We start from the raw sequence: 22,608 nt of genomic DNA on the forward strand, positions 1-22,608 counted from the left end.
TGACGGTGTGAATCATTGAGACGAAGAGAGAGTTGGCGGGCTTTTTACTGGTAATGAAAAAGGCTGACGAATGTCGTCAGCCTTTCAAATTTTCGGTTACCACTAGAGCGTTTATTCTTTTAGAACAGCTTACTCGACCAGCCTAGTTTGTTACGTAGAACATGGTAGTAGTTGTAGTCTTTAGGGTGGATCAGCTTGAGTACATTCGGGCTTTGGTAAATATGGATCTCATCGCCAGGAGAAACCGGTAGCGAGATTTGGCCATCGCAGCTGACTTCCTGTGTACCGCGGTTATCAGGCGATACGATAAGCTTGATACGACGCTTTCCATCCACCACAAGTGGGCGGCTTGAAAGGGTGTGCGGGAACATTGGCACTAGTGAGATAGCATTTAGGCTTGATGACAGGATAGGGCCGCCGCCAGAAAGCGAATAAGCGGTAGAACCTGTCGGTGTTGAGACGATCAAGCCATCAGAGCGCTGTGAGAAGGCGAAGCTGTCATCGATATACACTTCGAACTCGATCATGTGCGCGACTTGGCCGGGGTGCAGTACAGCCTCATTAAGGGCTGCATTGTGGCTTTTTATCTGGCCGTGACGATGAATTTCAGTTTCAAGTAAGAAGCGTTCTTCTTCCATGAACTCTCCCTTAAGCACATCAGTCAGCGCGCTCTGGAAGTTTTCAGGGTTGAGATCGGTTAGGAAACCAAGATTACCTCGGTTAACACCTATCACTGAAATGTCGAAACGTGACAAAATTCTAGCCGCACCGAGCATATTTCCATCACCACCCACAACAATTGCGAGATCGGCACGTTTACCCAATTCAATCAGGCTAGAAAAATGTTCTTGTGGGATATCGTCCAAAATGCTGGAGAGCCTATCATCAACAAACACTTGATAACCCTCAGTACTTAACCACTGATAGAGCTCTCTATGAGTCTGAATTGCTTGCTGATCTCGAGGTTTACCAATAATGGCGATGACTTCAAATGGCTTTTTCATAACGTTTCCAAACGAATTAGGCTTGAATCAAAATTCTTCATCCCCATAATAAAGGCAAGTTGAACGTCTATGCGAGTGTTTTATATCAATTTGAGGCGCAAACACGCCTGTCACTGGCATTGAAAACGAATTCTGGAGATATCATGAGCAACGAAGAAAACAAAGTAACCGAAGAAGAACTAGATCAGATCATTGCTGAAGCTGAGAAAGTTGAAGAAGCTGAACTGAATGAAGACGCTGCTGATGAGCAGGAAGCAAAAATCGCTCAACTGGAAGCTGCACTGCTTTCTAGTGAATCTAAAGTGAAAGAGCAGCAAGATTCTGTTCTTCGCGCGAAAGCTGAAGTTGAAAACATGCGTCGCCGTAGCGAACAAGAAATTGATAAAGCGCGTAAATTCGCTTTGAACAAGTTTGCTGAAGGTCTGCTTCCTGTAATCGACAACCTAGAGCGTGCAATGCAAGCAGCAGACGCTGAAAACGAAGTGGTTAAGCCACTGTATGAAGGTGTTGAGCTAACGCACAAAACGTTCGTAGACACAGTTGCTAAGTTTGGTCTTAAAGAGATCAACGCTGAAGGTGAAGCGTTCAACCCTGAATTCCACCAAGCGATGTCTATTCAAGAAAGCCCAGATCACGAATCAAACACGGTTATGTTTGTGATGCAAAAAGGCTACGAACTAAACGGTCGTGTGGTTCGCCCAGCGATGGTTATGGTTGCTAAGTAATGACGTATTACGTTACCAAGTGGTTGACTGGCGCATTGACTGAATTAGTAGCAGCGACAAAATAAATCACTGGTTTACGTAAAATAAAAAGAGAGGCATAGGCCTCTCTTTTTTTGTGCCTATAACTTGAGAGTCCACGTAAATAAGCATCAAAACCGCATTAAGAATGTCGTTCTTTTTATTTCATTCAGATCAGCGATTTAGAGTTTTGTGTTATGAAACTTGTTGTGATTGAGTAAATGTTTTGATGTCACATTTGTGATGTTTTTGTAAATAAATACTTTTAATTGTTATCTTTATATGTAAAATCCACTGCCATATAGCGATTTTGGTCGCATATATAACTATAAAAGTACAAATTTCAAACACAACAAACTGGAGAAGAACGATGGATAAATCGCTCTCAAGTAAAATTTTTGTAGGCTTGTTCGCCGGTCTACTTATTGGTACTGCTATTCAGTACCTATTCAGCGGTATTGCTATTTTTGATACGTATCTACTTGGCGCTGCCGAAGGTGCTGGTGGTATGTTTGTATCACTTATCAAATTGCTTGTAGTTCCTCTTGTATACGTATCTATTGTTTGCGGTATTGTTGAGCTAAAAGATATTCGTTCATTTGGCCGTCTTGGTGGTAAAACCTTTGGTCTTTACATTATTAACACCATCATCGCGATTTCAGCAGCGCTAACGATTGGTCTTATTTTCCAACCAGGTGCAGGTGCGAACCTTGCGGGTACGGTTTCTGAGACAATTGCGCTTACAACAACTGAAACACCAGATATCTTCTCTCTTGTTGTTAACATCGTTCCTAGCAACCCTGTAGAAGCGTTCGCAAGCGGCGACATGCTACAAATTATCTTCATGGCAATTTTGACAGGTCTTGCTATTCAAGCGCTTGATTCTCGTGGTGGCCCAGCTATCAAGACATTCAAGATGGCTAACGAAATCATGATGAAGCTTATCGGCCTAGTAATGAGCTTGGCGCCATACGGTGTATTTGCTCTGATGATTCAACTGGGCGCAACACTGGATGCAGACACGCTAATGTCAGTTGCTGGCTATGTGGCGCTTGTGGTTGCAATGCTTGTGTTCTGGATTTTCTTCTTCTACCCAATGATGGTTGGTTCGTTCACTGGTATTTCTCCAAAGCAGTTCCTACGTGCAACTCGTGAGCAAGTTCTATTCTCACTATCTACAGCAAGTTCGAATGCAACAATCCCAGTAACAATGCGTACTCTTACTGACAAACTAAACGTATCTAAGTCAGTAGCAGGTTTCGGTGTACCACTAGGTGCAACCATGAACATGTCTGGTGTATCTATCTACATCGCACTAGCAACTATGTTCGTAGCAAACGCATTTGGTCAGCCAATCAACACTGCTGATATCTTCACTCTTGGTCTAACTATCCTGCTACTGTCTATCGGTGCTGGTGGTGTTCCTGGTGGCGGTGTTGTGATGGTCGGTGTTCTATTGCACCAACTAGGTTTACCACCAGAAGGTCTAGCGATTGTTGCTGCTGTTGACCGTATCTGTGACATGTTCTGTACTTCTTCTAACGTTGTTGGTGATACTGCGGTTAACACTATCGTAGCGAAATCTGAAAACGAAATCGGCGTTGAAGCTAACGAAGAAGCTGAGCTGCAAAAAGCAGAAGCTTAATTCTTAATTAAGACTCAATAACTGCGAAGCCCCGCTCAACCAGAGCGGGGCTTTTTTATTTCTGCTGTTGGGTACTTTGGGCTGTCTGCTGCTGAGTTAAAAGAGGGGGCTATGTTGGTGCGAAGTCTCATTTTTTCTTTTTACTCGCGCTGAATGGGTCATCAGTTTTCAATCTTTAATATAGATCACATATAATAATACAATATTATTTTATTGTTCTGACAACCTACATTATGACGACATAAAGGAAACCCAATAATGAAGCTGTCTTACCTTAGCCTACTGACTGCCAGCCTTTTAGCCGCTCCTGCTCTTGCTTCTAATCACGATATTGGTCAACAGTTCAATCTTGACCCTGCAAAAGCACCAGCACGAAACTTCGATTTATCTAAATGGAAAATTAACTTACCGGAGCTGACGACTGAAGGGTCTAGAAAAGGTAAAACGCTGGAGATTGGTAAAAAGGAACTGTCGAATGTAGACACGCCTTACGTTCACCCTAAATGGTTCTACACGGATGCCGAGTCTGGTGCGATGGTGTTTGTGGCTCCGAATACAGCTCCAACGACGCCAAACAGTAAAAACACGCGTAGTGAGCTAAGAGCGATGCTAGCGGATAGCTACTCTGCGCCGAGCAACAACTTCGCGATTTCAAGCCATAAGAACGCGGAAGAGTTTGGCTCTATCGGTGGCCAGATGACGGCAACACTTTCTGTTGATCAGGTGAGCACCAGCGGTAACTATAAGAAAACCGGTGCATTCTCTGTGGTTATTGGTCAAATCCATGGGTCGGATAATGAACCTCTGAAAATTGTTTACCGCAAGTTGCCAGAACATGAGCATGGTTCGTTAACGTGGAACTATGAGTTAAACCCGCCGACAGAGATGAAAAACGCGAAGGATGAAAACGGAAAGAAACTTCGTAAAGACATTCGCCATGATGTATTTGGTCAATACAACCTGAAAAAAGGCAGCTCGGACCCTGCTGATGGCATCAAGCTAGGTGAAGTGTTCTCATACGATGTGAATATCAAAGATAACATCATGCACTTAACCTTTACTAAGAATCCAAACTCAGCCGATCCTATTGTGAAGACGTATGATGTTGATTTGGCTAAGGGTAAGTATCAGGGGCATGATATCGACCTTGGTTATGGACAGGACTGGATGTACTTCAAGGCGGGCGCATACAATCAATGCAACACTAAGAAGTCGAGCTCAGCCTGTGAATGGCGTGGTATGGAAGCGGGTGATTACACTCAAGCGAGCTTCTACCAGTTAGTGCTCAACCAATAATATGGCTGAATCAGTCACCATTTGAACAATATTTAACTGATTAATATCTATTTGAAAAAGACCTTCCACATGAAGGTCTTTTTTTATGGCATCTGGAATAGGGTTGAGGTTTCAATGTGGCGACAAATGCGAGAGTTTCTCAACATTGGAGCCTTAATTGGCAAGGGATCGGTCACTTTTTACCTTTATGTAAAAAGATACGGGAAAAAATAGATTTTTTTTACTTATTCCCTTGAAAACCAGTTTGCAGCCCTTATCTATGGTGCATACGAAAGCAAATTACATTTGCACTTTAATTTTGTGTCTTAGGGTTGATTCCCTGATTACCACCCCCACATATGTGGGTATAGCAAAAAACTAAATAATATATATTCGGAGATGGCCTGATGGGTAAAATCATTGGTATTGATTTAGGTACTACTAACTCTTGTGTTGCTGTTCTTGACGGCGACAAACCACGCGTAATTGAAAATGCTGAAGGCGAACGCACAACAGCATCAGTAATCGCATACACAGAAGGCGAAACGCTAGTTGGTCAACCTGCAAAACGTCAAGCTGTTACTAACCCTCAAAACACACTGTTCGCTATCAAGCGTCTAATCGGTCGTCGTTTTGAAGATGAAGAAGTTCAACGCGATATCGAAATCATGCCTTTCAACATTGTTAAGGCTGACAACGGTGATGCATGGGTAGAAGCGCAAGGCCAAAAAATGGCTGCTCCTCAAGTATCTGCTGAAGTTCTTAAGAAAATGAAGAAAACAGCTGAAGACTTCCTAGGCGAAGAAGTAACTGGCGCAGTAGTAACTGTTCCTGCTTACTTCAACGATGCTCAACGTCAAGCAACGAAAGATGCTGGCCGTATCGCTGGTCTAGATGTTAAACGTATCATCAACGAACCAACTGCTGCTGCTCTAGCTTACGGCCTAGACAAGCAAGGTGGTGATCGCACTATCGCTGTATACGACCTTGGTGGTGGTACATTCGATATCTCTATCATCGAAATCGATGAAGTAGAAGGCGAGAAGACTTTCGAAGTTCTTTCAACTAACGGTGACACTCACCTTGGTGGTGAAGATTTCGATAACCGCATGATCAACTACCTAGTAGATGAGTTCAAGAAAGAGCAAGGTATCGACCTTAAAGCTGATCCACTAGCAATGCAGCGTGTTAAAGAAGCAGCAGAAAAAGCGAAAATCGAGCTTTCTTCTACTACTCAAACTGACGTAAACCTACCTTACGTTACTGCTGATGCGACTGGTCCTAAGCACATGAACATCAAAGTGACTCGTGCGAAGCTTGAGTCTCTAGTTGAAGACCTAGTTCAACGTTCTCTTGAGCCACTAAAAGTTGCTCTAGCGGATGCTGACCTATCGGTAGGCGAAATCACTGACGTTATCCTAGTTGGTGGTCAAACTCGTATGCCTATGGTTCAAGCTAAAGTAACTGAATTCTTCGGTAAAGAGCCACGTAAAGACGTGAACCCTGACGAAGCTGTTGCAATGGGTGCTGCTGTTCAAGGTGGTGTACTAGCAGGTGACGTTAAAGACGTTCTACTACTAGACGTTACTCCTCTATCTTTCGGTATCGAAACGATGGGCGGCGTGATGACTAAGCTTATCGAGAAAAACACAACTATCCCTACTAAAGCGGATCAAGTGTTCTCTACAGCTGAAGACAACCAAAACGCAGTAACTATCCACGTTCTTCAAGGTGAGCGTAAGCAAGCGACTTACAACAAGTCTCTTGGTCAGTTCAACCTAGAAGGTATCCAACCAGCACCACGTGGCATGCCACAAATCGAAGTAACATTCGACCTAGATGCTGATGGTATCCTGAACGTATCTGCTAAAGATAAAGCAACAGGTAAAGAGCAGAAGATCACTATCCAAGCATCAGGCGGCCTGTCTGAGGAAGAGATCGAAGCAATGGTACAAGAAGCAGAAGCTAACAAAGAAGCGGACAAAAAGTTCGAAGAGCTAGTAACTGCACGTAACCAAGCTGACCAAATGATTCACGGCACTAAGAAGCAAGTAGAAGAAGCTGGTGAAGCTCTACCTGCAGACGAGAAAGCTAAAATCGAAGCGGCTATCACTGCACTAGAAGAAGTTAAGTCTGGTAACGATAAAGAAGCTATCGACGCTAAAGTTCAAGAACTTATGCAAGCAGCTCAAAAGCTAATGGAAATTGCTCAACAGAAAGCTCAAGCTGAACAAGCTGGTGCTGACGCTGGTGAACAACCTAAGCAAGACGACGATGTTGTAGACGCTGAGTTTGAAGAAGTTAAAGAAGACAAAAAATAATTTCGTCGCAGAGTAGCCTGATTTCGTTATCGGAAGTGTCCACCTACTAACGTAGGCTCCGCGCTTCCACTTAGGACTCAAGCTATCTGCTTAGAAATTTGTCTCAAAGACTTATTATTGCGGGCGTCAGAGGTAACTCTCACGTCCGTAAATTTGTATTTAGACTTGTCGATCTAGATAATAGCTTTATTCGGCATTTCAGCCGGCAGAACTTTTATCTAGATTGATACACAGACTACTGAAGTGATCATTCGGTAGTAGCAATTATTTTGGTGACCTAGAACATGTCAAAACGTGATTTTTACGAAGTATTAGGCGTAAGCCGCGATGCATCAGAGCGCGATATTAAAAAAGCGTACAAACGCTTAGCGATGAAATTCCACCCGGACCGTAACCAGGGTGATGAGACCGCAGCAGATAAGTTTAAAGAAGTAAAAGTAGCGTACGAGATCCTAACTGATTCTCAAAAGAAAGCAGCTTACGACCAATACGGTCATGCAGCCTTTGAACAAGGTGGCATGGGCGGCGGCGGTGGTTTCGGCGGCGGTGGCCAAGGTGACTTCGGCGATATCTTCGGTGACGTATTTGGCGACATCTTCGGCGGCGGTCGTCGTGGTGGCGGTCAACAGCGTGCACAACGTGGTTCAGATCTACGTTACAACATGGAACTTTCTCTAGAAGAAGCGGTTCGTGGTGTTTCTAAAGAAATCGAAGTACCAACACTTGTAGAGTGTGATACTTGTGACGGCAGCGGCGCGAAAGCGGGTTCTTCTGCACAAACGTGTGGCACTTGTCATGGCCACGGCCAAGTACAAATGCGCCAAGGTTTCTTTGCGGTTCAACAGACTTGTCCTACTTGTAACGGTAAAGGCAAGATCATCAAAGACCCATGTAACTCATGTCATGGTCAAGGTCGCAAACAGAAGACGAAAACACTTAACGTTAAGATCCCTGCTGGTGTTGATACTGGCGATCGTATTCGTCTATCAGGCGAAGGCGAAGCGGGAGAGCAAGGCGCTCCAGCTGGCGATCTGTACGTACAAGTACACGTAAAAGAGCACAACATCTTCGAACGTGACGGCAATAACCTTTACTGCGAAGTACCAGTAAGCTTCTCTATGGCTGCTCTAGGCGGTGAAGTTGAAGTTCCAACACTGGATGGTCGTGTAAACCTTAAGGTACCAGAAGAGACACAAACGGGCCGTATGTTCCGTATGCGTGGCAAGGGCGTGAAAGGCGTTCGTGGTGGCGGTGTGGGTGATCTAATCGTTAAGCTAGTGGTTGAAACACCGGTTAAGCTAAGCTCTCGCCAGAAAGAACTACTGCGTGAATTCGAAGAAACATGTTGTGGTGAAGCGGCAAGCAAGCACAAGCCAAAGTCTGAAGGTTTCTTCAGCGGTGTTAAAAACTTCTTCGATGACCTAACTAAGTAATTAGATTGTTGATACTTTAAGTTGTTGATAAAATTAAAAAACCTGCTCATGTAGCAGGTTTTTTTTGTATCTCAAACCTGGTTCTTTCTCTTTCTCTTTCTCTTCACCTGAAACCCTCATCACACTACATCCAGCAGGCTTCTGGGTATTCGACATTAGCACTGTCGAGAGTGAGCACTTTATGGTTTTGTCCATCGAAGCAGTTGTCTTTATCTTGACCTACTCCCGACTGAGGTGTTGCTGTAATCGTATAGGCAGCAGAAGCCGAACTGGTGACACTGAAAACAAAACGACTCGCTTCGGTATCGCAGATCAAACAATCGCTTCCCGAAACAATACCACTCCAGTCATAACCGCTGTCATAGGCTGCTTCTAGTTCTAATTGAATTCGAGCTATGTCAGCGAGTGCGCTAGTTCGATGTCCAGTCACTACGTGGTTGGTATAGCTCGGATAGGCGATAGCCCCCAAAATCCCAATGATGGCAACCACAATCAATAACTCGATCAATGTCATCCCTTTTACGCGCGTGTTGTTGCTGTTGCATTTATTTTTTCGAATCATCACGAGGACTTCCTTTTCACTTATCTGGCTATTTTTCCTTAGTGTTAGCATGTGTGCAAGGTTGAGTACGGTTGCTCAAGTTATTACATAGGAATTTGGGAAATGACTCGCGGGTTTACGCTATTAGAGCTGCTGATTACTGTAGTGGTGCTTTCAGTGCTACTGGCTGCGGCTGCCCCTAGTTTTAGTTCTTTGTTGGCTTCTTCTAAACTACAGCGCTTAGCCCCTGAGGTTCATAGTTTTCTTATTACTGCCCGATCAGAAGCGGTCACTCGTAACCAAGAGCTTTATGTTTTGTTCTTGGTTTCAGGTGCCTTAGGTGGAACCGAAAGTTCTGATGGTGATTGGGATATGGTGTTGAGCAGTTCAACATTTTACGTTTCTGATAATGTACTTATGCATCTTGATGGTTCGGCATATAGAGGTATAAAAGTAGACTTTAATTTCTCCAATAGTACTTCAATTGCGATCGATAACGTCAGGGGACGTTTTCGAGACGGTAATGTTTCACTCGCCTCCACGAATGCGCTGTCGGATGTACTTTCAATCATCGCATCGAAAACGACAGGGCGGATCCGAATTTGCAGCAGTGACCCAAACAGCGATGGGCGCAATAGCATAGGTAATTATGGTTATGAGATCTGTGGCTAGGAGTGTTCAAGGTAGTACCTTGGTCGAAATGTTAGTGGCCTCTGTGATCGGTGTGATTGTTATCGGTACTATCGGCTCGGTATTTGTTACCAACCAACGTTTGAGTTCAGAAAAGAGCTTGGAGCTGCTCTTATCTCAGAACCTATTCGCTACTACTCAAATGATGAAAGAGGAGCTCTGGCGAGCCGGTTATGATGCAGACTCTGGACAATCAGTGAAGCTATCGGGCGCTGCCAATACGATTTATACCTTTCAATCCAGTGCCAGTGAATCTTACGTTGGTTTTGTTTATCGACAAAACAGCGCATCTTCGGCCTATCGAAACATTGTCTATCAATTTAAGGGTAATAAGCTGAACTATTGCCAAGAAGAATCTTCTTATTTATTAGATATCACTCAGATTACGTCATCTGGTTTGGGAGCAATGACATGTGAAAGTTTGTTTTTCGAAAAGCAAATAGAAGTAGAACTTTTTTTGGTTTCTGTAACTGAGTTATCTAACAGTCTGGCAATCTCGCAAAGAGTCGATATCGCTCTAGAAGCTTCTCTTGTGAATGCAGATGAAAGTCAGAGAGTAGTGACTTCAGTGGTACAAAGGAATTGGCAATGATGCGATTAAAGCAAAATGGAGCGGTAACACTACTTCTAGTCAGTATTCTATTGATTGGTGTGCTGATCGTTTCTCTTGGTAGCTTTAAAACCACTTTTTACCAAATAAAGCGTGCTCAAAACGAGGTTCAAGCTCGCAAAGAACATTGGACCGCCGAGGGGGGATTGGAGTGTGGTCTAAGCGTTATTATTGAAAACAGCAGTACCGCGATCCCAGGTGATCTCCTGGATTCCTGTAGCAACAAGCTTTCTTCATTAGATAAATCATCCGATAACGCTAATATCCTTGTCTCAACCGCCAACAGAACATCGATTAATAAAGAAATTCGATTTTCTAATGATTCGGGTTTGGGGGCCATACAAGCAATATCGGCTCTCGAAATTATTTCCGAGGACATCATGGATATCGACCCTGAGCTCAGTGAAACCAGTAACAACGGTGTATATGAGTGTGTGGCAGTTCGGTTTTTCGACTCTGTTATACACACCAAAGGTACAGGGGGGAGCTTAACCACCGTTTCTAATCCTGAGAATGCACCTGCAGATTTTAGCGCTTGTAAAGATGCGGTAACTGACTTGAGTGAGAGCGCAACGATTACCGCATCGGGTAGTGATCCTAGCGGTGCTTTTATGAGTGATTACGTTCATGACACCAATCTAAATGGTTTCGAAAACTACTTCGGGGTAAAGAAAACAACGGACAATATCAACGCCCTTAAAAGTAATGAATATGAGGTAATAAACCTATTAGAGACGGATTCTCACGGGAATACCGTGCATGTAGATTTCGATTCAAACACAAATAAATACGTGGGCAAGGAGTGCAGTACTCGAATCAATGATGCCTTTTCAGCTGGTAAAACTAAGGTGTGGGTCATTGGGGACTGTGTAGTTTGGCACCCAGCCATTAATATTGTGGATAGTGCAGGAACGATCACACCACGATCTTTAGTGGTCGAAAATGGGATTTTCGCAAATGGAAACGCCAGTGTACTTGATGGTGCTTTTTATCACTTGAATGACATGAGTGTCTTCAAGGACGCTTCAGGTGCTGAAAACAACACGGACTTTCTTGCTGATAGTTGGGATAAGTTACCAGCAACGATGGATTACTCTTTATTGGTTAAAGAAAATAGTACCTATATAGCTAACGCTTCCTTCTTCCCTAAAGGAGGCATATTTTTGGATTCAATCGGGGGGCTTTCTACGATTAAAGGCTCGATGAATCTAGATTATCGAGGAGAATACAACCCGCATGATGAACCTGTCGAAATACAGTGGAAAAAGGGCTCATGGAGTGATTTCTAACCAGCGTGGTTTTAGTTTACTTGAAGTACTTATCTCTTTTCTACTGGTGGGCGTGGCCGCGTTAGGCATGGTCAAGCTGCAGACCTACACTGAGCAGAAAGCCGACTATGCGATTCAGAGTATCGAAGCGCTGCATTTTGCTGAAAGGCAGATGGAGTATTATCGAACTCGGGCGTCTAATGCGAGTGGGGCGGTAGGTTTAATTCCTTTTTCAGAACTAAATCAGGCGAGTCATTGTCTCAACACAGCAAGTTCAGATCCTTTATCCGGTTTGTCGGGGTCTGCCTATGCCATGACTTGTGAAGTGACTAATGCAAACGGTGCTCTGTCTAGCGCATTAAAAAGCATTACTGTCACAATTGCATGGCAAGATCGTATGAACCACGCACAAAGTATTTACCTCGAAACTATGCTCTCCAAATACAGTGAATTTGATTGATCTATTAAGCAAACGTTTACTGCATGCCAAGGCCTACGCATCCCCTTTACTGATAGTTTTCACTCCTCGGACATTGTTTACGTGCCAGTTAAAACTCTGTATATGGAATGGTGTTTTTTGTGTTTTTATATTGTTGCTGTTGTACAGTATTTTTGCAAAATATGTCTCCATTTATGGAAAATGATGTGGAACCTTGTGCTTTTTAACAGCGACTTTAATAGAATATGTGCTGTACCAATAGGCCGTGGTCAAAACTTATATTAGGCCTAAACAAAACAACATCACATATGGAGTTACAATGAGTAACCAAGCCGTAAAAAAAGCACCATCGACTGAGAAGATCAGTGGTATGGACCGCTTTCTAAACTTCATTGAACGCGCCGGCAACAAAATTCCAGATCCAGCAATCCTGTTCTTCTGGGCTCTAGTTATTGTATGGGTAGCATCTGCACTTTTATCGAATCTTTCATTCGACTTAATCAACCCTCAAACGGGTGCTGCTCTTGAAGTAAACAACCTACTAACTGGTGAAGCGCTTGCTAGCTTCCTAGCGAATATGGTTACCACGTTCACAGGCTTCGCACCTCTAGGCATCGTACTTGTTGCTATGCTAGGTGTTGGCGTTGCAGACTCTTCAGGCTTCATTACGACTGGCCTTAAGAAGATGCTTAACTTCACGCCAGCTAAGCTACTAACGCCGATGCTAATCTTGGTTGCTATCGTGTCTCACACAGCAGCTGATGCAGGTTACGTTCTAGTAATCCCTCTTGGCGGTATCATCTTCCACGCTGCGGGTCGTCACCCTCTAGCGGGTATTGCAGCAGCGTTTGCTGGTGTATCAGGTGGTTTCTCAGCGAACTTTATCCCTTCAGGTATTGATCCGCTACTAGCTGGTTTCACTCAAACAGCGGCAAACGTTCTTGACCCTGCATATGTGATCAACCCTCTAGCGAACATCTTCTTTACTGGTTTGTCTTCAATTCTAATTGTGGCAATTGGTTGGTACGTTACAGAGAAAATTATCGAGCCTCGTCTTGCTAATACGCCTGTAGATGAAGATGCAGAACAAGCACCTGATCTAGGTACGTTCACAGCCATTGAATCTAAAGCATTCAAATTCGCTGGTTGGGCAATGGTTGCCGGTATTGGTCTGCTTATCGCGGCTCTAATGCCTGAAAACTCAGCACTTCGTTCACCTGAAGGCGAATTAACGGCGTTCTCAGCACCAGTAATGAAGTCTATCGTTCCTCTGATCTTCATCCTGTTTATTATTCCGGGTATCGTCTACGGCCGTGTAGCGGGTACATTCAAGAATAGTAATGATGTTATCAAAGCAATGTCTGAGACGATGGCAACGATGGGCGCATACATTGTAATGTCGTTCTTCTGTGCTCAGTTCCTATCTGCATTCGCTCAATCAAACATCGGTACTATGCTGGCACTTTACGGTGCTGAAGGCTTGAAAGCGATGGACCTTCCAGGTGAAGCAACGGTTGTTGGTATGATTCTACTAACGGCTGCAGTTAACCTTCTTGTTGGTTCTGCTTCAGCTAAGTGGGCACTGATTGGTCCTATCCTAGTTCCAATGCTAATGGTTGTGGGTATCTCTCCTGAGCTATCTCAAGCGGCTTACCGTGTAGGTGACTCAGTGTCTAACATCATCTCTCCACTAATGGTGTTCTTCCCACTGGTTGTTGTTTACTGTCAGCGCTACGTTAAGTCGACAGGTATCGGTACTCTAGCTTCTCTAATGATGCCATTCTCGATTGCGATGTTAATCGGTTGGTCTATCTTCTTGCTAGCTTACTGGGCTCTTGGTATCCCACTAGGTATCCAAGCACCTTACACTTACACAATGTAAGATTGAACTAAGCAAAACTAAGCTTTATTCATTGCTAAGCCCGCACCGAAATGTGCGGGCTTTTTTTCGCTATTTTTTCCGTTTTTTATATCCAAGGTTTTTATATCCAAAACTTTCTATATCCAAAGCTTTTTATATTCAAAATAAAGGCACTCAGCTTATACTCCGGATTACGGCTAATTGTTGGCCGGTAAATTTAGGAAATCCAAGCCACATGAAAATTCTGCTTTTAGTAGGGTTAATTGTTTTAAATGGTCTGTTTGCCATGTCTGAGATTGCATTGGTAGCAGCAAAAAATAGTCGGCTGAAACGCTTAGCCGAAAAACACCGCTCCGCTCAGGTTGCTCTTGATCTCAAAGAAAACCCAACCCGCTTCCTCTCTACAATCCAAATCGGTATCACGGTAATCGGCCTACTCAGCGGGATTGTGGGTGAGGCGACGCTATCGGCTCCACTAGCCGTTCAACTTGAACTGTGGGGACTAGACCCAACACAAGCGAACATCTTGTCTACTGCGGTTGTGGTGGTAGGTATTACTTATTTCGCTATCGTTGTCGGTGAGTTGGTACCAAAGCGTTTTGCTCAGTCTCAAGCTGAAAACATTGCTGTGTTAGTCGCGCTGCCAATCTTCTGGTTATCTAAAATCGCGACGCCGTTTGTGTTTGCGTTGTCGGCTTCAACGGAAGGTATTCTTAAGTTGATGGGCCGAGGCGGTGAAGAAGATAGCGTTACCGAAGATGATATCCATGCACTTGTGAAAGAGGGCTCAGAATCGGGTGTGATTGAACGCGGCGAACAAGAGATGATTCGTAATATCTTGCAGCTTGATGATCGTCTTGTGAGCTCATTGATGACTCCGCGTCGAGACATCGACTTTCTGGATGTCGACCAACCCGTTGAGCAGATATTAAAGAAACTGCGTTCATCAAAACACAGTGTGTTTCCATTGTGCCAAGATCACCTCAATAAAGTGGTGGGTACAGTGTCAGCCAAAGCCTTGCTGAATCAGGCGGGCAATCTAAGCATTCAGGTGATCATGGGGCTGTCTCGCTCGCCGATCTATGTTCCAGAATCGATGAAAGCTCTGCGTCTACTTGGCTACTTTAAAGAGTCGGTCACCGAGATGGCATTCATTGTCGACGAGTATGGCGATGTTCAAGGTCTTGTGACTCATTACGATATTCTTGAGGCGATTGCTGGCGAGCTATCGAATAATCCGAACGATCTTTGGACCGAGCAAGTGGAAGACGGTTTGTTGGTGGATGGATTGATTCCTATCAGTGAACTGAAAAACCGTTTAGAGCTATCGGATTTTGAGGGCGAAAGCGAGAGCTTCCAAACGCTGAATGGCCTTGTGACATGGTTAATAGGGCGCTTACCGGATGCAGGCGAAGTTGTTCAATACCAGCAGTGGCAGTTTGAAATTATCTCTGTTGAGAACAATCGCATTGTGAGTATCAAAGCGACGCCAATAGCCGATGACATAGAAGACGCTAATAGCTAACAGTTCGACCAACCAGCAAGCGGCAATGGTTCATTGTCTGTTGTTGTCTATTACCTCTTTATTGTTCATTATCTCTAAGATTAGGTATGCTTCACCGCATACCTATTTTCGTTTTTATCCTTTGTTTCTGGAGTTCCCTTTGTCAGACCATCAATTCACCCCTCAAGATGAAATCTTCATGCGACGCGCCATCGAGGTGGCTACGCAAGCAGAGAGCGAGGGAGAGGTTCCTGTTGGTGCAGTATTAGTAAAAGATGGGGAGATTATCTCTGAAGGATGGAACCGTTCGATTGGCAGCCACGATGCTACGGCACACGCAGAAATTGAAACCTTGCGTAAAGCCGGTCAAACCTTAGAAAACTATCGGCTACTCGATACCACTTTATACGTTACGCTAGAGCCTTGCCCAATGTGCGCAGGTGCCTTGCTACACAGCCGAGTAAAGCGCATTGTGTTTGGTGCTCCAGACTTAAAAGCAGGCGCTGCAGGTACAGTGTTGAATTTGTTTGAAAGCCAGGCCTCATACCACTATGCCGACGTTGAACATGGTTTGTTAGAGGAAGAGTGCCGTGAGCAATTACAAGCGTTTTTCAAGCGTCGTAGAAAAGAGATAAAAGAGAAGCGAAAGCAAGAACGTCTGTTGGAAGAGCAGCGTTTAGAAGCAGAGATGAAGGCTGGCAATAAGAAATAGCAGCGTACTTTCGGCACTCTCTATCGCAAGAGTGCCAAGCAAACTGACTGAGTAACTACATTTACTCAGCAATCATCTGCATGAAAGCGCGATTGCGCCAAATGATCTTCTTCTTATTATTTGAAAGCATACGCTTACGACGGTTTGCAGCAACGGTCTTATCAAGGCGTTTCGATTTCAGTTTCTTCATCATTTCAATGATTTCCTATTTGTCGTCTGACTTTTTAGTTTGGACTAACGATTTAATTATAGTGTTATTCGTTTGTTTGGCCTGTCGCACGCTTGGCTTAAATAGAAGAGCAGTTCTAGTCTAAAGCCAGCATTGCAGTGCAACAGAGCATAATCTTGATTGTGGTGTGCCGTTATAAGGTTCGATTGTTACTGCAATATGACACTCTAGATCTCATCATCATTTTCTTGCCTGCTTCCCTTATCCCTTAGTGACGAAAGAAGAGTCGAAAAAAGACAATAAAAAAGAGCAATGCTAGATGGCATTGCTCTTTTGGGTTTTACTGTGAAGGCTCAGAACTGCTTACTGTCGACTGAGCTGCGCTGATACTCGATTCAGCACCTGAGGTTTCTAAAGGTGGGATCACCACCAAACCTTCAAGGGTCGCTTCTTGTTCTTTATTGCGCTTATTTACATGGCCAATAATGCTTTGGTAATAACGGCGAATGTTTTCAACGTAATTTCTCGCTTCATCACCACGCGCATACCCATATCGAGTTTGGCTGTAGTACTTCTTCTGTCTTAACAGAGGTAATCTGTCTTTCACATCGCCCCAAGCATCAGGATCTCCTCCTTGTGCCTTCGTGAGGCGACGCGCGTCCATCATGTGCCCGTAACCGACATTGTATGAAGCAAGTGCAAACCAGATCTTTTCGTGTTGAGTGATTGAATCTGGTACTCGGTTCACGATACGACGCAGGTACTCAACACCGCCTTGTACCGACTGGTTCGGGTCGAGACGGTTGGTTACCCCAACACTCTTCGCGGTGGGCAGTGTCAACATCATCATGCCACGAACACCCGTTGGTGAGCGCGCAACAGGGTTCCAGTGTGATTCTTGGTAGGCCAAAGCGGCAATCAAGCGCCAATCAAATTCTTGAGAGTACCTTTGAAATAGCGGCGACCATTTTGGCAACTTGCTGTCCAGTGCGCGGATAAAGGCACGAGTATCAACGTAGTCAAAAGTGCCGATGTGGCCGATGTATTTCTCTTCTAGTGAAGCCAGTTCACCAGACTGTTTTAGGTTACCGAAGAACTCAATCAACAGAGCATAAAGGCTTTCATCTTCAGACTTCTGCAAATACCAAGAGATAGGTTGGTCTTCTGTCAGTTCAAAAGCCAAAGCTACGTCTGGGTATAAACGTTGTGCCAGTGACAGCTCAATTGAGTCCGCAACCGTAAATAAGCGCTCGCCAGTCGATACTTCTTTGAGCAGGTCGTTGATATCAGCATTGCCGACCGCATCATAGATAAAGTCATCGTGTGTTTTCTGCAGCTGCTTTAGTGTTGGCTCGAAGTGTGAGTCTTTCACCACAACCAAAGATGGCGTTAATGTGTCAGTAGACGCCGCCTCTTCTGATTCAGTTTGTGCTTTAACAAAGTCAACCTGACGCTCATTCTCGAAATTGATCAGTTGTTCAAGGTTTCTCGGTCGCCACTGGCCTTTTTTGTATACGACCTGTTGGCTTACGTAGTAATAAGCAGGTGCGGCGCGATAAGCTCGTGTCAGTTTGTTGTTTTGCGTTAAGCCGGTCGCGATAAGATCGATTTCGCCTTTCTGCAGTGCAGGGAACAAGCCAGACAAACGGTAAGCGGGTTTAACCTCAAGCTTTACACCAAGCTCCTGCGCAAATTCACGAGCTAATTCGTAATCCAAGCCAGCAGGACCATCAGGACCGATGTAATAAGAGAGTTGGTTATTTAGGGTGCCGACACGAAGAACGCCACGATCTCGTATCTGCTCAAGGACACTTTTAGGTTCAGATTCAATCTGGCATCCAGCCAACCCAAATAGGGCGATGGCGAGCAGAAGGAACTTAGACGAAAAGATGAGCGTAAATTTAGGCATCAAAATGAAATCTCGAAAAGTGGAAGCTCCTTTATACCAAACCCCGCAAGGCTGGCAAAGCAGGTTTAATTAAACAGTTGTAAAAGTGGTGATAAATGCAGCAAAAGTACCATTTACGCAGAAAGATAAAAAAAATCACGCAAACGGTTGCTTTTGGTGTTACGTCACAAAAAGAAATGCTTTATAATGCGCTCGCATTGAAGAGGTGGGATCGGCATAGGTTTTTAAACCTTCGGGAATAGCTTCGAAGAAAACAGTTAGGTTTTTCCTTTAACCCACTGAATTTATTCCAATACTACCTTAATCAACTGCATAAGAGACGTAAGCACATGAGAATTTTGCGTGGCTCCCCAGCTCTATCTGAGTTTCGTGTTAACAAGCTTTTAGAGCTTTGTCGTGAATTAAGCTTACCTGTAACAGGTATTTACGCTGAGTTTGCCCACTTTGCTGATCTAACGGCAGACCTAGATGAGTCTGAAGTTGAGAAGCTAGAAAAGCTACTGACTTACGGTCCAACGATTGAAGAGCATGAACCTGAAGGTTTACTGCTGCTTGCAACGCCACGCCCAGGCACTATCTCGCCTTGGTCTTCAAAATCAACAGATATCGCACACAACTGCGGACTGGCTAAAGTGTCACGTCTAGAGCGCGGTACTGCTTTCTACATTGAAACCTCTGCTGAACTTTCTGAACTTCAACTTGTTGAGCTGAAAGCAATCCTGCACGACCGTATGATGGAAGTGGTTTTCACTGACTTCGAATCAGCGGCGGCACTATTTACCGTTGCTGAACCTGCTCCTTATGCGGAAGTTGACCTACTAACTGGTGGACGTAAAGCGCTTGAAAAAGCAAACGTTACCCTAGGTCTTGCACTTGCAGAAGATGAGATTGATTACCTTCTTGAAAGCTTCACTGAGAAGCTAGGTCGTAACCCGACGGACATCGAGCTAATGATGTTTGCACAAGCGAACTCAGAGCACTGTCGTCATAAGATCTTTAACGCTGATTGGACTATCGATGGCGTTAAGCAAGAAAAATCATTGTTCAAGATGATTAAGAACACCTTTGAAACGACACCAGAACATGTTCTGTCTGCTTATAAAGATAACGCAGCGGTAATGACAGGTTCTGAAGTTGGTCGTTTCTTCCCAGATCCAGAAACTCGCCAGTACAGCTACCACCAAGAAAAAACACACATCTTGATGAAAGTTGAAACGCACAACCACCCAACGGCAATCTCACCGTGGCCAGGCGCATCGACAGGTTCAGGCGGTGAAATCCGTGATGAAGGCGCAACCGGTATTGGTGGTAAGCCAAAAGCGGGTCTTGTTGCTTTCTCTGTATCTAACCTTAAGATCCCGAACTTCGTTCAACCTTGGGAAACTGACTTTGGTAAGCCAAGCCGTATCGTTACTGCTCTGGATATCATGCTTGAAGGTCCTCTTGGTGGCGCGGCATTCAACAACGAATTTGGTCGTCCAAACCTACTTGGCTACTTCCGTACTTACGAAGAGAAAGTAAACTCTCACGCAGGTGAAGAAGTGCGTGGTTACCACAAACCAATCATGCTAGCTGGTGGTCTTGGCAACATCCGTGATGAGCACGTTCAGAAGAAAGAGATCCCGGTAGGTGCAAGCCTAATCGTTCTAGGTGGTCCTGCGATGAACATCGGCCTTGGCGGCGGTGCGGCATCTTCAATGGATTCTGGTTCTTCTTCTGAAGATCTTGATTTCGCTTCTGTACAACGTGAAAACCCAGAGATGGAGCGTCGTTGTCAGGAAGTTATCGACCGTTGTTGGCAGCTTGGTGATGCGAACCCAATCGCATTTATCCACGATGTGGGCGCGGGCGGTATCTCGAATGCTCTTCCTGAGCTAGTCGACGATGGCGAGCGTGGCGGTATCTTTAATCTACGTGACGTGCCAAACGATGAGCCGGGCATGAGCCCACTTGAGATCTGGTGTAACGAATCTCAAGAGCGTTATGTAATGGCGGTTGCTGATAAAGACATGGCAACGTTCGACGCGATTTGTAAGCGTGAACGTGCACCGTACGCAGTGGTTGGTAAAGCAACTGAAGAACGTGATCTGAAATTAGAAGATTCACACTTCGACAACACGCCAATCGACATGCCAATGGACATCCTATTAGGTAAAACACCTAAGATGCACCGTGACGCGAAAACGCTAAAAGCTAACAACCCTGCGATTGACCGTTCTGGCATCGAGATGAACGAAGCGGTTGACCGTGTTCTTCGCTTGCCAACAGTCGCTGAGAAAACATTCCTTATCACCATCGGTGACCGCTCGGTAACAGGCCTTGTAGCTCGTGACCAAATGGTTGGTCCATGGCAGGTTCCTGTTGCTAACTGCGCAGTAACAGCGGCAAGCTACGACTCTTACCACGGTGAGGCTATGTCTCTTGGTGAGCGTACGCCAGTGGCACTTCTAGACTTCGGCGCATCGGCTCGTCTAGCGGTTGGTGAAGCAATTACTAACATCGCAGCGACCAACATCGGCGATATCAAACACATTAAACTGTCGGCTAACTGGATGTCTCCAGCAGGTCACCCAGGTGAAGATGCAGGTCTTTACGAAGCGGTTAAAGCGGTTGGTGAAGAACTATGTCCAGCTCTGGGTCTAACTATCCCAGTGGGTAAAGACTCAATGTCGATGAAGACTAAGTGGGAAGAGAATGGCGAGCAGAAAGAAGTAACGTCTCCGCTATCTCTTGTTATCACTGCGTTTGCACGTGTTGAAGATGTTCGTAAGACGATTACTCCTCAGCTTCGCACTGACAAAGGTAATACAAGCCTAGTTCTTATCGACCTAGGTAACGGCAAAAACCGTATGGGTGCAACAGCACTTGCACAGGTTTACAAGCAGCTTGGTGACAAGCCAGCAGACGTAGACAACGCAGCGCAACTAAAAGGTTTCTACGAAGGCGTTCAAGCACTTGTAGCGAACGACCAAGTTGTCGCTTACCACGATAAAGGCGATGGTGGTCTATTCGTAACGCTAGCAGAAATGGCATTCGCAGGTCACTGTGGTGTTAATGCAAACATTGAAGCGTTAGGTGAAGACACGCTAGCAGCACTGTTCAACGAAGAGCTAGGTGCAGTAATCCAAGTCCGTAACGACGACCTAGACGCAGTACTTTCTACTCTTGCAGCTAACGGTCTAGAAGCATGTTCTCATGTGATTGGCAGCGTTGTTGGTGAAGGGGAAGCATCAGATGAACTAGTGATTAAGTCTGGCGAGTCTGTAGTGATTGAACGTAACCGTACTGAACTACGTACTATCTGGGCTGAGACAACGCACAAGATGCAAGGTCTGCGTGATAACCCAGTATGTGCTGACCAAGAACATGAAGCGAAGAAAGACAACTCGGACCCTGGTCTGAACGTGAAACTGAGCTTTGACGTAAACGAAGACATCGCAGCACCGTTCATCAACACAGGTGCTAAGCCTAAGATGGCGATTCTACGTGAGCAGGGTGTTAACTCTCACGTTGAAATGGCAGCAGCATTCGACCGTGCAGGCTTCGAAGCAACTGATATTCACATGAGCGACATCCTAACAGGTCAAGCGGTACTAGAAGAATACAACGGCCTTGTGGCATGTGGTGGCTTCTCTTACGGTGATGTACTAGGTGCTGGTGAAGGTTGGGCGAAGTCGGTTTTGTTTAATGACTCTACTCGTGACCAGTTTGAAAACTTCTTCAAGCGTGAAGATACCTTCTCTCTAGGTGTGTGTAACGGTTGTCAGATGCTGTCGAATCTACGTGAACTTATCCCAGGTGCGGAGTACTGGCCACGTTTCGTTCGCAACGAATCTGAGCGCTTTGAAGCACGTTTCAGCCTAGTAGAAGTTCAGAAGTCAGATTCTGTATTCTTCAACGGCATGGAAGGTTCTCGTATGCCAATCGCTGTTTCTCACGGTGAAGGCCGCGTAGAAGTACGTGATAACGACCACCTAAACGCGATTGAAAACTCAGGTACGGTTGCTCTACGTTACGTTGATAACAACGGTAACCAAACGCAGCAATACCCGAATAACCCGAATGGTTCGCCAAACGCTATCACAGGTTTAACAACGACTGACGGCCGCGTGACAATTATGATGCCTCACCCAGAGCGTGTATTCCGTACGGTTGCAAACTCTTGGTCTCCGGAAGGTTGGGGCGAGAATGGCGCTTGGATGCGTATGTTCCAAAACGCACGTAAGAACGTGGGTTAATTGAAAACGATTTAAACAGTGTTATCGGGACAATAACCACAAGCGCAGATCGAAAGGTCTGCGCTTTTTTTGGTGGTGAGTGTGGTGTAGGGATCACCGTATAGTGGATGTGTGTATAACAAACTTTTGGACAGAAATGAGTTTTGGAAAATCAAACATTAGCAAATGACTAATAACTTCAGGTATGACAAATAACTAAACCTGATAGAAAAACTGCCACCAAAGAGCAAAAGACAAGACCTGACC

Annotated in this window: 16 protein-coding genes and 1 pseudogene; 13 read left to right on the forward strand and 4 right to left on the reverse strand. The window is 44.9% G+C overall.

The window, feature by feature from the left end; translation table 11 throughout:
• Positions 1 to 119: 119 nt before the first annotated feature.
• Positions 120 to 1,004 carry an NAD(+) kinase gene (gene nadK, locus AB4323_RS15345; RefSeq protein WP_004735161.1) on the reverse strand — a complete coding sequence of 295 codons (885 nt, stop codon included), beginning with the start codon at positions 1,002 to 1,004 and terminating at the stop codon, positions 120 to 122.
• Between the two features lie 143 nt (positions 1,005 to 1,147).
• Between nadK and grpE the strand changes: the two genes are divergently transcribed.
• From grpE to dnaJ, 5 genes are all read left to right on the forward strand, one after another.
• Positions 1,148 to 1,729, forward strand: coding sequence for a nucleotide exchange factor GrpE (grpE, locus tag AB4323_RS15350; protein ID WP_372152825.1), 582 nt, complete (start codon positions 1,148 to 1,150; stop codon positions 1,727 to 1,729).
• A gap of 388 nt (positions 1,730 to 2,117) precedes the next feature.
• The gene (locus AB4323_RS15355; RefSeq protein WP_019823920.1) at positions 2,118 to 3,392 is read left to right on the forward strand and encodes a dicarboxylate/amino acid:cation symporter; all 1,275 of its coding nucleotides are present in this window, start codon (positions 2,118 to 2,120) and stop codon (positions 3,390 to 3,392) included.
• Between the two features lie 258 nt (positions 3,393 to 3,650).
• Entirely contained in the window at positions 3,651 to 4,688 is a 1,038-nt protein-coding gene (locus AB4323_RS15360; protein WP_372152827.1) for a polysaccharide lyase family 7 protein, read from the forward strand.
• A 386-nt stretch (positions 4,689 to 5,074) separates the two neighbouring features.
• Positions 5,075 to 6,988, forward strand: coding sequence for a molecular chaperone DnaK (dnaK, locus tag AB4323_RS15365; protein WP_017067645.1), 1,914 nt, complete (start codon positions 5,075 to 5,077; stop codon positions 6,986 to 6,988).
• Positions 6,989 to 7,272: 284 nt separating this feature from the next.
• A complete protein-coding gene (gene dnaJ / locus AB4323_RS15370; protein WP_048608049.1) occupies positions 7,273 to 8,421 on the forward strand; it encodes a molecular chaperone DnaJ in 1,149 nt (382 codons plus the stop codon).
• 124 nt (positions 8,422 to 8,545) lie between these two features.
• Here the strand turns inward: dnaJ and AB4323_RS15375 are convergent, their stop codons facing one another.
• Entirely contained in the window at positions 8,546 to 8,983 is a 438-nt protein-coding gene (locus AB4323_RS15375; RefSeq protein WP_017059870.1) for a type IV pilin protein, read from the reverse strand.
• 102 nt (positions 8,984 to 9,085) lie between these two features.
• On the opposite strand from AB4323_RS15375, the gene AB4323_RS15380 reads away from it, so the two are divergent.
• From AB4323_RS15380 to tadA, 7 genes and pseudogenes are all read left to right on the forward strand, one after another.
• Positions 9,086 to 9,634: a Tfp pilus assembly protein FimT/FimU gene (locus tag AB4323_RS15380; RefSeq protein WP_372152829.1), complete on the forward strand. Its 549-nt coding sequence runs from the start codon at positions 9,086 to 9,088 to the stop codon at positions 9,632 to 9,634.
• 28 nt (positions 9,635 to 9,662) lie between these two features.
• The gene (locus AB4323_RS15385; RefSeq protein ID WP_372152853.1) at positions 9,663 to 10,244 is read left to right on the forward strand and encodes a PilW family protein; all 582 of its coding nucleotides are present in this window, start codon (positions 9,663 to 9,665) and stop codon (positions 10,242 to 10,244) included.
• The gene (locus AB4323_RS15390; protein ID WP_017059873.1) at positions 10,241 to 11,551 is read left to right on the forward strand and encodes a hypothetical protein; all 1,311 of its coding nucleotides are present in this window, start codon (positions 10,241 to 10,243) and stop codon (positions 11,549 to 11,551) included. The genes AB4323_RS15385 and AB4323_RS15390 overlap by 4 nt, the downstream gene beginning before the upstream one ends.
• Positions 11,541 to 11,990: a prepilin-type N-terminal cleavage/methylation domain-containing protein gene (locus tag AB4323_RS15395; protein WP_017059874.1), complete on the forward strand. Its 450-nt coding sequence runs from the start codon at positions 11,541 to 11,543 to the stop codon at positions 11,988 to 11,990. The genes AB4323_RS15390 and AB4323_RS15395 overlap by 11 nt, the downstream gene beginning before the upstream one ends.
• Positions 11,991 to 12,288: 298 nt before the next feature.
• A complete protein-coding gene (locus tag AB4323_RS15400; protein WP_017059875.1) occupies positions 12,289 to 13,851 on the forward strand; it encodes an AbgT family transporter in 1,563 nt (520 codons plus the stop codon).
• Between the two features lie 214 nt (positions 13,852 to 14,065).
• Positions 14,066 to 15,355, forward strand: a complete 1,290-nt coding sequence (locus AB4323_RS15405; RefSeq protein WP_372058898.1) for a hemolysin family protein — start codon at positions 14,066 to 14,068, stop codon at positions 15,353 to 15,355.
• Between the two features lie 86 nt (positions 15,356 to 15,441).
• Positions 15,442 to 16,046 (forward strand): annotated as a pseudogene (tadA, locus tag AB4323_RS15410) (tRNA adenosine(34) deaminase TadA).
• A 61-nt stretch (positions 16,047 to 16,107) separates the two neighbouring features.
• Here the strand turns inward: tadA and AB4323_RS15415 are convergent.
• A complete protein-coding gene (locus tag AB4323_RS15415) occupies positions 16,108 to 16,239 on the reverse strand; it encodes a hypothetical protein (RefSeq protein ID WP_017059878.1) in 132 nt (43 codons plus the stop codon).
• Positions 16,240 to 16,555: 316 nt separating this feature from the next.
• Complete coding sequence (gene mltF / locus AB4323_RS15420; protein ID WP_065584391.1) at positions 16,556 to 18,124, reverse strand: membrane-bound lytic murein transglycosylase MltF; 1,569 nt, start codon at positions 18,122 to 18,124, stop codon at positions 16,556 to 16,558.
• A gap of 329 nt (positions 18,125 to 18,453) precedes the next feature.
• Between mltF and purL the strand changes: the two genes are divergently transcribed.
• Positions 18,454 to 22,362: a phosphoribosylformylglycinamidine synthase gene (gene purL, locus AB4323_RS15425; protein ID WP_017068539.1), complete on the forward strand. Its 3,909-nt coding sequence runs from the start codon at positions 18,454 to 18,456 to the stop codon at positions 22,360 to 22,362.
• Positions 22,363 to 22,608 lie beyond the last annotated feature (246 nt).

The sequence above is a fragment of the Vibrio sp. 10N.261.52.C11 genome, assembly GCF_041471405.1.
GTDB classification, from domain to species: Bacteria; Pseudomonadota; Gammaproteobacteria; order Enterobacterales; family Vibrionaceae; genus Vibrio; species Vibrio crassostreae_C.